The 14174-nt window shown below is 42.5% G+C and carries 8 protein-coding genes; 6 read left to right on the forward strand and 2 right to left on the reverse strand.

What is annotated here, in order from left to right; all coding sequences use genetic code 11:
* Nucleotides 1-64: 64 nt before the first annotated feature.
* Together JWR61_RS06170 and JWR61_RS06175 are read right to left on the reverse strand one after the other, a co-directional pair.
* Nucleotides 65-1522, reverse strand: coding sequence for a SusD/RagB family nutrient-binding outer membrane lipoprotein (locus JWR61_RS06170; protein WP_301926961.1), 1458 nt, complete (start codon nt 1520-1522; stop codon nt 65-67).
* An 18-nt stretch (nt 1523-1540) separates the two neighbouring features.
* Nucleotides 1541-4768 (reverse strand): SusC/RagA family TonB-linked outer membrane protein, encoded by a 3228-nt coding sequence (locus tag JWR61_RS06175; RefSeq protein ID WP_301926962.1) that lies wholly within the window; start codon nt 4766-4768, stop codon nt 1541-1543.
* Between the two features lie 2073 nt (nt 4769-6841).
* On the opposite strand from JWR61_RS06175, the gene JWR61_RS06180 reads away from it, so the two are divergent.
* The 6 genes from JWR61_RS06180 to JWR61_RS06205 all read left to right on the forward strand — a co-directional run bounded on the left by JWR61_RS06180 (nt 6842) and on the right by JWR61_RS06205 (nt 13970).
* Nucleotides 6842-7627 (forward strand): SDR family oxidoreductase, encoded by a 786-nt coding sequence (locus JWR61_RS06180; protein ID WP_301926963.1) that lies wholly within the window; start codon nt 6842-6844, stop codon nt 7625-7627.
* Between the two features lie 1478 nt (nt 7628-9105).
* Entirely contained in the window at nt 9106-9951 is an 846-nt protein-coding gene (locus JWR61_RS06185; protein ID WP_301926964.1) for a S9 family peptidase, read from the forward strand.
* Nucleotides 9952-10071: 120 nt separating this feature from the next.
* Nucleotides 10072-10794: a glucosamine-6-phosphate deaminase gene (locus JWR61_RS06190; RefSeq protein WP_301926965.1), complete on the forward strand. Its 723-nt coding sequence runs from the start codon at nt 10072-10074 to the stop codon at nt 10792-10794.
* A gap of 164 nt (nt 10795-10958) precedes the next feature.
* A complete protein-coding gene (locus tag JWR61_RS06195; protein ID WP_301926966.1) occupies nt 10959-11975 on the forward strand; it encodes a sugar kinase in 1017 nt (338 codons plus the stop codon).
* Nucleotides 11968-12642: a bifunctional 4-hydroxy-2-oxoglutarate aldolase/2-dehydro-3-deoxy-phosphogluconate aldolase gene (locus JWR61_RS06200; protein ID WP_301926967.1), complete on the forward strand. Its 675-nt coding sequence runs from the start codon at nt 11968-11970 to the stop codon at nt 12640-12642. The genes JWR61_RS06195 and JWR61_RS06200 overlap by 8 nt, the downstream gene beginning before the upstream one ends.
* A gap of 29 nt (nt 12643-12671) precedes the next feature.
* On the forward strand, nt 12672-13970 hold the full coding sequence (locus JWR61_RS06205; protein WP_301926968.1) for an MFS transporter: 1299 nt from the start codon (nt 12672-12674) through the stop codon (nt 13968-13970).
* The last annotated feature ends 204 nt before the right edge of the window (nt 13971-14174 follow it).

Raw genomic sequence — 14174 nt, forward strand, 5'->3', positions numbered from 1 at the left:
CAATAACAAAAAAATCCCGGCCTGAAACAGCCGGGAAAATATATAATACATGTAAAGAGTGTAATTAAAACTTATCGAACCATAATTTCTGAGTCTTTAAATCCCCGCCAACAGCTGCTGCTGCGGCTGTGTAGTTGGCTTTGTTAAGGTTTTGTTCTACAACAGGGTAGGTGAGTCTTTTAATAACCGCAGGTGTTTCGCCATCACTGAAAAATGCACCGGATGGAATAACAAGGGTTGGATAATCCAGCCTTCTCCATTGTGTCCACGCATCGTATCCGCGGTTGTATAAAGCCAGCCAGGATTGAAGCCCGATTTTCTGCTTATAAGTACCGGTCGCGGTAGTGTATTTTACTGCCGGCTGCGTGCGGTAAATTAAGGCCTGAGCCGCCGTGCCTCCCCATTCTTCAATGGATGCATCGATGGCATTGTTGTAATGCCCCTCCGCTGTTCCGCCTACATTTATACCTCTTTCAATCGCTTCGGCCTTAAAAAATTCCATTTCGCTGTAGCTAAAAAAAGTATGCGGAAACTGGGTGGCAGAAAGGGTGGCTGACGGTGCTGAATAGTCATTGAAAGTGGCGCCGACCCCGGGTTTTTGACCAATATAGCCGCGGCCAGCTGTTATTGCCGGGTCAAAATACAACGGAATCCTGGGGTCATTTAACGGCTTCATAATATCAATGATGGTATTGGCTGCAACAAAATCATGCCGGCCGCTTTGAATCAAATCTTCCCAAACCGGGTTAGTATTGGGTGGAGAAGACAGGTAATTCATTTTAATATTTTCTGAATTATCTGTTATCACATTGGGTGCAGCAGCTAAAATCATGGTACTGGCAGTGGCGGGGTCAACGTCTGCTATCAGCATACCCATTCTCATTTTAAGCGAATTGCCGAAGCGTTTCCAGCCGGCAATATCGCCGCCCAAAATGAAATCTGCACTGCCATACCCATTTGCCGACTCATCGAGGGCAGAGAGGGATGCATCTAATGTAGCGCTGATCTTTGTAAATATATCAGCAGCTTTGTCATACTTAGGTTGCAATAGATCAATGTTCAGTGCATCTGTATAGGGCACGTCGCCAAAACTGGTTATCAGCGTATAATAACTATACACAATCAGTATATCATTAATTGCCTGCCTGTTTTTTATGGTTGCTGCACTCAGGTTCAGCGTTTCCTTGGAAACCACTTTGCTCGCCTCAGTTAAATCCTTTATTACATCCCTGTAAAAAGTCGCCCACCAGCGGTCAGATATACTTCTGCCATTTAAATTATAACGGGTTTCATCCCGGTAAATGGTTTCTGTCCAGTACTGGGCAAATAAACGAAAATTGTTGGTATTTACGTTGGTGCTCGCCATGGCATCGGCAAGGTTAACCGTTGCGTTCGAAAACAGGGAAGCCGAACTTACAGTGGAGGGTAAATTAGGATTTATATTGAGGTTGGTGATGTCTTTTTTGCAGGAGACCAGCAGTATCCCACCCAGTATAAAAATATAATAAAATAGCTTTTTCATATAAAGTAATTGATGCGTTTAAAATTTGAATTTGATATTGATCCCCATATTTCTAACTGCAGGATAAGATCCTGTTTGTATACCCTGCAGGTTACCTGAACTGAAGCCGTCTTCCGGATCTGCATAAGGCAGGTTTTTATGAAGAATGGCCAGGTTGCGGCCTACGAGGGCAATATCAATTCCTTTAAGCCCTTTGTGAAATAGCCGGGATGGCAGGGAGTAGCCTACGGATGCTTCTCTTAATTTTATATAACTGGCATCGTAAGCAAATCTTTTATCGGGAGAAGAAATATAGCTATCAAATTGTCCATAATCACTTATACTGGCTCTTATTGTATTCGTCTTGCCATCTGCAGTAACGCCTTCCCTTATAATACCACCGCTTTTGCTGTCTGAAGTTAAAGGATCACGTATCGGGTTGCCGAGATCATTGTTTACGGCGGTTTCTTCATATAGCCCGCCGGCAAGTGCATAATACATATCGGTGCTGAATACCGTTCCGCCTTGCCGTACATCTATTAAGAACCCAAGGCTGAATCCCTTGTAGGTAAACTTATTGCTAATGCCTCCAATCCAGTCGGGATTGATATTGCCGATGGTTATATTGTTGGTAGGGGTAATTAAATAATTGCCATCTGCATCCACTGTTTTTTGCCCGTTAGTGTACACATAATCTGTTCCATGAATGGTTCCGTACGGCTCGTTCAACGAAGCATTCAGTGTGATGCTGCCCTGGAACGATCCAAGTACGATGTTATCAATATCGCCAAATAACTTGGTTACCCTGCTGCGGTTTCTTGTCCAGTTAACGTTAATATCCCAGCTAAAATCGTTTGTTTTTATTGGGCTGCCATACAGCGATATTTCTATCCCCTTATTTTGAATAGTACCCGAGTTAACATATTTCCGGGAATAGCCGGTAGCTGTTGAAACTGTCAATGGCAATATCTGGTCAACCGTTTTGGCATCATAATAACTGGCATCAAAACCAAGCCTTGATTTAAAGAAAGCCATCTCTAAACCCACCTCAAAACTTTTGGTCCGTTCCGGTTTTAAATCAGGATTATTTTTAGTACCGCTTACGGAAAATAATGCGTTTCCGTTATACGAAACAACTGGCTGGCCCGAGTTGGGATCTACCTCGTTTACATAAGTATCGGTTACTGTATACAACGGGGCGTCGCCACCAACCTCTGCATAGTTGGCTCTCACTTTACCATAGTTCAGCCAATCCGGTTTTACAAGCTGGGAAAATACAAAGCCTGCCGACACTGACGGATAATAAAATACATTGTTTTTATCAGGCAGGGTAGAGGAGCGGTCGCGGCGGATAGTTGCATCCAACACATAAGTATTTTTATAGGCAAACGTACCACCGGCAAAAACACCTTCAATCCTACGGGTACCATCCAGTTCTACAGGTGGAGCAGGGGCATTAATTGAGTTTGAAATGGTGTACAAGCCTGCCAGTGCCAACCCTCCGTTGGTGCTTTGATCAATGCTGGAACGGCTTTGCACCCTGGTGCTGGAACCTAATAATGCTTTTAATTCAACATCACTGTTCAGCTTCCAGGTAGCATTGGCCAGCAGGTCATAATTTATTTCATTGTAGGTTTGATTAAACCTTCTGTAAAATGGAACACCTACACTTCCCACTGCTTTTCTTTCCTGTTCATTTTCTGCATAGTTATCCAGTGAAACCCGACCTAGCAGATTAAGCCATTTCAATGGCTGATAATTTAAATACATGTTACCAAAAATGCGGTTTCTGCCATCGGTTTCATAACTCTGGAAACGGGTGAAATAGGGATTGTCCCAAAACTCCGGCTGTAGTTCGCCGGTAGTGGGCGAATGGGGATTCCATGTTACATTTTGATAATTCCTGTAATAGGCATCCTTCAATTCTTTCAGGTCAGTATTTACAGCCCACCATTCCCTGAAGTTGGTCATTAAATTGAGCGCATTCGCGCCATCGTACCCTGTACCAAAACGACCTTTACCTGCAATTTTTGAATAGTTGGCGGCAGCCCCGGCCGTTAGATTACTGGTTAGTTTATAAGACACAGAAAAGTTCAGCAGATCCTTTACCACATTGCTGTTTGGCAATACTCCGTACTCATCGTTCCGCGTATATCCCATGGAGAAATTAGTTTTATCGTTGCCTGTCTCCACCAATATGCTACCATTGTAGGAGAGTGGTTTTTCAAAAAAGTAAGAGGGGTCATGCTTTCCGGCTACCCACGGTGTTGCCTTGCCGAAAGTAGGCGAACCTGGTACAAAAGCCCCCCATTGATACACCTGCAGGTTGGGATCGAATGCTGTTCCCCAAGATGCGTCATCCTGTGTGGGTGCCGTTTTATCCGGCACACCATCGCCGTTTACATCTGTTTCATCAAAGTAAGATCCGTATCCTTCACCATATTTCGTCTGGTATTTTGGAAAGGTATTTCTTAAAATTGAACTCACACTAACGCCGGTGTTAACAGTAATACCCAATCCCTTTTTTCCTTTTTTGGTAGTGATAAGAATTACGCCATTGCTACCTCTTGATCCATACAATGCACTTGCGGCTGCACCTTTCAACACCGTAATGTTTTCGATGTTGTCCGGATTGATATCAGCTGCAGAGTTTCCATAGTCGTAACCGCCACGCCCCGTAACCTGGTCGCTGGTGTTATTGTTGGCATTATCGTACGGAACCCCATCCACTACAAACAACGCCTGGTTACTGCCAGTGAGCGATTTGGCACCCCGCAACGTTACGTTGGTACTTCCGCCGATGGTATTGTTCTGCCTGATTTCAAGTCCGGCGACTTTACCACTGAGCGTACTGACAAAATTGTTATTACGCGACTGGCTCACATCACTTCCCTGTATTTTTTGGGCTGCATAAGGCAATGTGTTTTTAGACCTTGTAATACCCAAGGCCGTTACTACAACTTCATTGAGATTTTTACCATCGGTGCTCACCAGCGCAATGGTAATTGTTTGACCCGGTGATGCCGAAACCGTTTTAGGGGTAAATCCAATACTCGAAACTTCCAACGTTACTGGTCCGGAGGCATCCAATGCGAAGCTACCGTCTGAAGCAGTGCTAGTTCCTGTGGAGGAGTTTTTAATTTTTACTGATGCGCCTTCAACAGCAACACCGCTATTATCTGTTACCTTTCCTTTTATCTGCTGGGCAAATAAAAAATGGACGCTGCAAAAAATGAGCGCAGCCATCAATAGCATACTTTTTCTCATGCGACTTTGTTTTTTTGTGAAAGCATTTAGTTTTTTGTGAAGAATAAAAAATGCACGAATTATTTAACAAAAAATTCTATTAAAAATCATGCCCGAAAGAATATTGATGCAGGAAAGCACAAGGACTGACCGGGTTGATAACGCCTGCCAATAGCCTGTTACATGTAGTAAACAATAACTTATGGCCATGCAGAGATACCTCAACAGGAGCATTAAACTGCAGGTATTTTAAGATTATTTTAACGGATTCGATTGGTGTATTCAAGAATTTTTACGGTGTTGATTATAATTGATAAATGAGGTGTAGAAATAAATCCCGGCGGGTAAAACACAATCTGCTTCCTTATTATTGATACGATAATTTCATGTTTTAACACCTGCTGCAATGCTCTGGCGGAGCAGCCATATTTCTTTCTTAATAGGCCTTTAAAGTGTCTTAATCATTTCATGCCAGAGAATACTATCTATGATGGCAGAACCTGTATAGCGCCGACAAATTGATTTATACGGCCTTGGGTTTACGGGCCGTTGATGGCTGTTCTTGTATGCCCCATTAAATGCCCGGGGCTAAAATGGAGGCTGAAAATTTATGACAATCCTGGCCTTGCCGCCAAAACCTGCGGGAGTAAAACGTTTACTGTGCGGGGAACATGATTAATCTAACAAAATCCTTCAGCCGGCTCATCATATTGCAACCGCAATTTCTACGCGAAGTCTTTCATATCAGAATAACGGCGTCCGCAACGCTACAGGTTGCTGAAACATTGCCTGATGAGGGGCGCTTTTCCTGTTGCAGGGTGCAGGCCCTGCAAAGAAATATTATTGCGCAATTTTTTTCCGTGGTAATTGTAGCAGGGTCCAATTAAATCATATTTCAATACAGGTTATAGGCTGGTTTTTACCATCAAATTAATTAAAATAAGTGATCATGGCGCACGACGAATGGGAGTGAATTATCGACCGCGATACCGTGAGCGTAGTATACAGAAAACGAGGGGCATTTTTTCACTTTTTGATGTATGCATAAAGAAGCTTTGCCTCGTAGATGATTGTAGCGTTTCAATGGGCAATTGTCTGGCGACAGGTATCTTGATAAATGGCTGTTAATTTCGGCGGATATTATACCAGATTGAATTGAACTGACAAGACAATTGGATCTTATGCCCTTCGTTTTCCGTGGAAAGGAATAGATTAGAATTATACATTCATTGATATTCCTGGCGATAGTTTTCTTACACGTTATCTAAGTGATTGCTGTGCCTCAGGCCGTATTAAAACCTGCACCTGTAGCATTTATTAAATGAGTCTTTTGATCCGTCAGGTTTAATAACAATGCTTCGATAACACCTTTAATAGTGTGCTAACAATGGTTGAATCATAGCCCGGGTTGGCAGACTCAGGATTAACAAATGGCTATCCAATGTCCGTTAAAGGGAAAAAATCATGAAAGAGAAACTAATTTCATCTCCAATCACCATGATTGCCGGGGGGTGTTTTAACGAAGAGACTAAGACCAAATTAAAGTGCGGGCTCACAGCTACTAACCGAAGTTAGGCTTCTTTTCTTCGTCAAATCTTATCAGGTGAATCCTCGAATTTCTTATTTTTCTAAAGGAAGATGAGCCTCCCGATTTATTAAAGCCTTGTAAAACTACGGTCGTGATTATAAATACTAATGCACTACAAAGCAATATTTTGATTATCAGATTATCTGTAATAATTAAAAGAAAAATTAATGGGGGTAATAAAAAAATTAGTCGTTTCATAAATAATATTTTTCCTGTCGTTAATGAAAAGGCAAATAATCATATCAGATTTTATAGTATGGCATAACCACACGAATACGGGTATAGATGACATTTTTCTTTAGCCGTATGCTCCACTTATAGCAATATAAGTGCCGGATTTTTTTAGGTGGCGAGAAAGAAAATCCCAATATTTTAAATCTGTGTCTTTTTCGCCCTTTCTGTGATGATTTTTATCTACATAAATTACTATTTAAGAACTATAGCGTCGTGGCAACGTTTTTGACATATTTTAAAAGCCATCATGTAATAATTTTCACAATTTAAATATGACAAATAGAAACCATTATGCATTACTAACCGGTGCCACCAGTGGCGTGGGGCTGGAACTTGCAAAACTGCTTGCCCGGGATGGATATAACCTGGTGATCATTGCGAGGGACCAGGAGACCCTTGGCAATGCGGGTGATGAGCTTTCAGACAGGTATCAGGTAAAAGTTGTAACGCTTTACAAAAATATTTTTGAGCGCAATGCAGCAACCGAGATTTATGAAGAAATGCAGTCAGCAGGTATCGTAATCAGCATACTTGTTAATGACGCTTCCCAGAGCAATTATGGAGCATTTGTGCATACAGACATAGAAAGAGAATTGGTTGTAGTGCAACAGAACATCAGCACGCTGATTACCCTTACCAAGTTGTTTTTAACAGATATGGTTGTACGGGGTGAAGGAAAGATTTTGAATGTAGCCTCGGTCGCAGGAAAATTGCCAGGACCTTTGCAGGCGGTTTATCAGGGGACAAAGGCATTTGTACATTCTTTTACAGAAGCCGTGCGTGAAGAAGTGAAGCATACGGGTGTTACAGTTACCTCTTTGCTACCCGGCGCCACAGCTACTGACTTTTTTAACAAGGCAAAAATGCTGCAGGCCAATAATATAAAGGACAAAAAACTGGCTACAGCGGCTGATGTCGCGATGGATGGGTATGAGGCTTTGATGAACGGAGAAGATATGGTAATTGCAGGATTTTTAAATAAAGTGCAATTCGAAATCAGCAACATTTTACCTGATGCAAAAGTGGCAGATGCGATGTATAAACAACAGATTGATTAAACTGCTGTAAACGAAAATTAATATTTGTTTCCGTAAGCATGACAGATAATTTGTGGCGTTTGTACTACCGTTGGTGATTATATATTAACCAAAAATTTCACCTTATGGCTTTGTTGATTCGTCTGGATGTACAATATATTCGCTGGTTAGATAATAGTCGTTGCCCATGATGAAGCGGTTTCACCTTGTTAACAAAAAGCCAGTTAAATTCTTCCTTTGACATGTCAATTCATTAAAAGACATTCGTATATGCCTGCACTTAAATGGATACTCATAAGGTAGGTATAAAAATAAAAATATTTTTTGATTTAAAAACCCGGCCAGCGATACTTCCAGCGGATCTATTGCATGAAAATATCCAGACGATTTGGTTTGAATTAAGGTAATTTCACTTTGTACATTCGGAATTACACGCATAGCCGGTACGTTGAGCTGGTAAAATGAATTTGAGTGCAGAACAGATAATTTGCCAGATTGCAGCAGGTCATTCCACCAGCCATCTCAGGCAGAAAACATGACATTAATAAAAACCTTGATTACCGGCGTGTACAACTGCGGTTGATGAATCGTTTTGGCAAATGCCAGCGCAACCCCAAAGCCCCGGTTATTTGTGTTCCTCATCATTCATAAATATTATAAATAGTTTAAACAGGCCGGCGTATCAATTGGCCTAACCGGGCCTTTGAACCGCTACTGCTTCAGATTTAATGTTTCGGTGGTTAATATTTTGTGTCCATTGAATTGTAGATATCCTTTTATAGCAATTATTTTTTCATACAGTGCGAGGGGTCTGTACTACTACCAGGTCTAATCTCAGTTGAGATAAGCCAGGAATACTTATATTCATATTGATGAGTTTTACCGTTTACTTAATTATAACTACCCAATTTTACCTTTTAACAAACATGCCATTTCCTTTAACACATATTTGATAGCAGGGAGGTCAAAAATTGTAAAAAAATTATCAGTCCTATGAGTAGTTATCGTTCGCTGTGGCTGAAATTTTTCCCGGAAGGTTTTACTGCTAAAGAATGCATAATGGCAGTTGAGAGACCGGCATGGACAAGAAAAAGAGTTGACTGCCCAAATCAAAAAGGGAGGCCGGATAGAAATCCAGCCTCGTTATTTTTTTTATTCCTATGAGATCCACTGTTATAGAGATAAAATATGTGCCAGAAATTTATGTTCGTTAACTGTAGAAAGATACTGCTGGTAAATTAAAAGCTTACTTGGATTTTGCGGTATTTTATCGTAAAAAAAGACAGTTGCAAGATTTATTGTACAGGAAAAGCAATTTGGTCAATAAGACCGTTTTTCCTTTCTTTTGCCATACTAAATGCATCCAGTCAATTCCGCAACCAGTAAGGAAAAGCATACCAGAAGAAGCTGAAAAAATAGAATCGCTGTTTAAAATGACATGGTTAATTTTTAAGCGGGTAACTTCAGCTGATAAGATAGAAAACATGTAATTTTAAGCGATGCAAAAAGTCAAAAATATAGTGCTTGGTAAGCAGGGAAATTATCCGGTAACGCTGGATATTTTTTTCAAAGAGGATGCGGTACAAAAGCCGGTAGTGATTTATGCACACGGGTTTAACGGCTTTAAAGACTGGGGTAATTTTGACCTTATTGCGGAAGAATTTGCGAGGCGGGGATTTGTTTTTGTAAAGTTTAATTTCTCTCACAATGGAACCACGCCGGAGCAACCCGAAGTGTTTGCAGATTTGGAAGCATTCGGAAATAATAATTACTCAAGAGAGTTGAAGGATTTAACGGATGTGATTGACTGGACGTGCAGCAAAGGCAACCCTTACCGGCAGGCTATCGACAGCAGCCGTGTTTATTTAATAGGGCATAGCATGGGTGGCGGCATCGCCATTCTGCAGGCAGCAAAGGATGAACGTATTAAAAAGTTGGTTACCTGGGCGTCCGTCAGCGAGTGTAAAACACCATGGGGCAACTGGCCCCTCCAGCAAATGACAGCATGGGAGCAAAGCGGTGTGCAATACTACACCAACAGCCGTACAAAACAGCAAATGCCCTTGTATTACCAGTTGTATCTGGATTACTGCAACAATATGGAGGCACTGGATATCAGCAAAGCCATGCAGCACCTGGCCATCCCTGTATTGATTTGTCATGGAACAGCCGATACAGCAGTGCCCATTGAAAATGCCATGATGTTAAAAAGCTGGCAACCTGCAGCGCAGTTGTTTACGGTGGATGCCGATCATGTATTTGGCAGAAAACATCCCTGGACGGAGCAGCAATTGCCGGCGGCGATGGAAGCAGTTGTAAATGCCAGCCTGCAATTTTTATTATAGTTGGCGCTGCCTTCAACAAGTGAAAATGATGACAGTGGAAAATTGCTTTTGAAAGATGAAAAGCAGCAGGTATAAAGGGTTAAATGTTGAATAGATTGCTTACCAGATAAATTGAAAACGATGATTGCGAAGTTTACCAATTACCAGGAATTGTCTGCTTTTGGTGCAGATAAAATTATACAGCTCGTACAGCAAAAGCCCGATGCTGTGCTGTGCCTGGCCGGTGGCGATACGCCCGCGCTAACCTACGATAGGGTAGTAGCGAAAGCACAGGAAGCAGGAGTCGATTTTTCAGGCGTTATCTTTATTGGCCTGGATGAATGGGTGGGCATTCAGCCGGCAACGCCGGGCAGCTGCTACCACTTTTTGCAGCAAAAAATATTTGGGCCGCTCCATATACAAAAAGATAAAATTTATTTTTTTGATGCCATGGCAAATGATCTGAAAGCAGAGTGTAACCGTATTGACCTGGCTATTGAACAACATGGCGGCCTTGATCTTGCCCTTGTTGGTATTGGAATGAATGGGCACATAGGTTTTAATGAACCGGGTGTGGACGCAGCTTTGAATGCACATGTAGTTGAGCTGGATGAAGTAACCACGGCGGTAGGTCAAAAGTATTTTACATCCGGCGCTGCATTGGCAAAGGGCATCACCCTGGGGATGACGCAGATTATGTCTGCAAGAGAAGTAGTATTGGTAGCCAGCGGGCCAAAGAAGGCAGCCATTATCCGCGAAGCCATACAAGGCAGGATAACCAATACCATTCCGGCAAGCCTGTTGATGGCTCATCCCCGTGTATCCATTTTATTGGATGCTGCGGCAGCCGCAGAGTTGGATTGATGCAGGCAGAGCGGCAATTGTTTGGTGTGCGGGCTGCCACTAATTGAGTGCAAACAAGTTTTATTTTGTTACTTTTATTTTTCATGCGAAGAACAATTTGGAATGTATTTTTATAACCTGTTTTAATACAGGGATATTTTTTCAACTAACTAACAGGTAATTTCTTGAAAAAAAAAGTGTTGTGTTTTGGTGAGTTGCTCATGCGGTTTTCACCTGTACTGGAGGGGGAATGGATACGGCAGCAATCCATCCCGGTTTTTATCGGCGGGGCTGAATTAAATGCCGCCAATGCGCTTGCCCTTTGGGATATGCCGGTTAAGTATTGTACAGCGCTGCCGGATAATTATTTGAGCCGGGACATTATGGCTTCGCTGAACACCAACAAAATCGACACATCTTCTATACAGTTTGCTGGTAACAGAATCGGTGGCTATTATTTACCGCAGGGTGCCGATTTAAAAAATGCCGGCGTAATCTATGACCGGGCTCATTCCTCTTTTGCTGAATTAAAAACGGGTATGATTGACTGGGATAAAGTGCTGGATGATGTTGAATGGTTTCATTTCAGCGCCATCTGCCCCGCTTTATCTGCTGATGTAGCGTTGGTTTGTAAAGAAGCCCTGGAAGCCTGCGCAGGAAAAAAGATACTCATTTCTGTTGACCTTAATTACCGCTCAAAGCTTTGGCAATTTGGTAAGCAGCCGATTGAAATAATGCCTTCGCTGGTACAGTACTGCCACCTGGTAATGGGCAATATCTGGGCTGCTGAAACCATGCTGGGTATTGGCTTTGAGGAAGATGTTGCAACAATAAACCAGCAGGAAAATTATCTTCGCCAAAGTAACATTACTTCCCAAAAAATATTGCAGCAATACCCCGTTTGTAAAAGCGTAGCCAATACATTTCGCTTTGGTGACGAGGCATTGAAATACTATACCACGTTGTACCACCAGCAACAATTATATGTATCATCAACCTATAGCACCAGCTTTATAAAAGATAAGGTAGGCAGCGGTGACTGTTTTATGGCAGGTTTGATTTATGGTTTTTATAACGGCTTGCCGCCGCAGCAAACAGTAGCCTATGCTACCGCAGCTGCTTTTCAAAAATTATTTATAACAGGCGATGCTACCAATAAAACAGCAGCCGAAGTATACGCATTTATACCAACACATGACTAAAAAAGAAAGCATACAGCAGCTGGTTACACAACAGGGGATATTGCCATTATATTATCACGACAGCAGCGAAATAAGCATCGCGGTTTTAAAGGCATTGTTTGATGCCGGCATACGTGCAGTAGAATATACTAACCGCGGTGACAATGCCTTAGATAATTTTAAGTTGTTAATTGAAGCGATTGATAAAGATATGTCCGGCATGCAGCTGGGTATTGGAACAATCAAAACAACGGCTTCGGCAAAAGCATTTATTGAAGCCGGGGCAGCTTTTATCGTGTGCCCGCTTATTGACCCTGCGGTAGGGGCAGTTGTACACGATGCAGGACTGGCATGGATGCCGGGTTGCATGACCACAACAGAAATACATGCAGCTGAAGTAAATGGAGCTACGCTGGTAAAAATATTTCCCGGCAGCGTGGTAGGGCCGGGCTATATTTCAGCTATACGCGAAATATTTCCTAACCTCTCTTTTATGCCCACAGGTGGTGTGGATACCACGGCAGAAAATTTATCGGCCTGGTTTAAAAACGGCGTGTGTGCGGTAGGGCTAGGAAGCAAACTCATCACCAAAAAATTGATGGAAGAAAAAGACTTTGCTGAGTTAACCAGCCAAACGGCCATTGTTTTGCAACTGGTAAAAAACATAAAAGATCAGCAGCGAAAATAATAACGCTATCAACAAAACTAGAACGGTTTATGAAACAGCCTGCCGGAAATTATCGCTGGACGATCTGCTCCTTGATTTTCTTTGCCACTACCATTAATTATCTCGACAGGGCGGTAATCAGCCTGCTGAAATCTGATCTTACTAAAGAATTTCACTGGACGGAATCGGACTACTCCAACATTGTAATTGCTTTTCAGTTAGCGTATGCACTGGGTATGCTGATGGCAGGACGGTTTATTGATAAGGCAGGCACTAAAAGCGGTTACGCATTGTACACTTTTTTATGGAGCCTTGCTGCGGCAGCGCATGCGCTGGTGACCAGCACAGTCGGGTTCGGTGTTGCCCGTGCTTTTTTAGGCATCAGTGAATCCGGTAATTTTCCGGCTGCTATTAAAACGGTGGCGGAATGGTTTCCCAAAAAGGAGCGGGCTTTTGCTACAGGTATTTTTAATTCAGGAGCCAATATCGGCGCCATCGTAGCGCCGCTCACCGTGCCGTTTATAGCGGCAACCATGGGGTGGAAATGGGCATTTATTATAACCGGCTCCATTGGTTTTATATGGCTGGTATTGTGGTATTATTTTTATGAAACACCAGCCAGGCAGCATCGCTTGTCAAAAGAAGAATTTGATTATATCCACAGCGATACTGTATCTGATAATGAACAGGCGATGGTGGATGAAAAAACTTCCTGGATAAAATTATTGGGCTATAAACAAACCTGGGCCGTTGCCCTTGGTAAATTTTTAACCGATCCTGTATGGTGGTTTTATCTTTTCTGGCTGCCGGCTTTTTTAAAAGAGCAGTACCATATGGAAGGTACAGCTGTGGCCTTACCTGTGTCACTTGTGTATTCGCTGTCTGCTGTGGGTAGTATTTTTGGCGGCTGGTTACCGATGAACCTCATAAAGCGAAACTGGCCTGTTTTTAAAGCCCGTAAAATGGCGATGTTGCTGTATGCGCTGTGTGCTTTGCCCGTTGTATTTTCCCAATGGCTGGGGCATTTTGATAAGTGGTATGCGGTGATCATTATCGGCATTGCAGCCGGCGCCCATGCTGCCTGGAGTGCGAATATATATACTACCGTAAGCGATATGTTTCCTAAAAAAATGGTGGGGTCTGTTACCGGTATTGGTGGTATGGCGGGCGCTGCAGGCGGTATTTTGATTGCCTGGCTCGCCGGACAATTATTTGATCACTTTAAGGCAGCGGGGCATATTGAAACTGGCTATTATATTATGTTTATTATTTGCGGACTGGCTTACGTACTTGCCTGGGGCATTATGCATTTGCTGGTGCCGAAGTTTAAGCATATCAGCGACGAATAAATGCGCTCCCTTACAGGCCCGGCAATTACCGGGCTATTTGTATTGCCTTTGATAAAGGTAAAATAGTACCAGTAAAAATTCCTTTAGTGGAAATGGGGAATTGTTTAATGGTATAAATTGAGGAATTATTGTATGCATGGATTGTATACCATTTGTCAACCGGCCATATGTTTTCTGTAGCACAACAATACAGCGTTCCGGTAA

The sequence above is a fragment of the Ferruginibacter sp. genome, from assembly GCF_028288465.1.
In the GTDB taxonomy this organism is placed as follows: Bacteria; Bacteroidota; Bacteroidia; order Chitinophagales; family Chitinophagaceae; genus Ferruginibacter.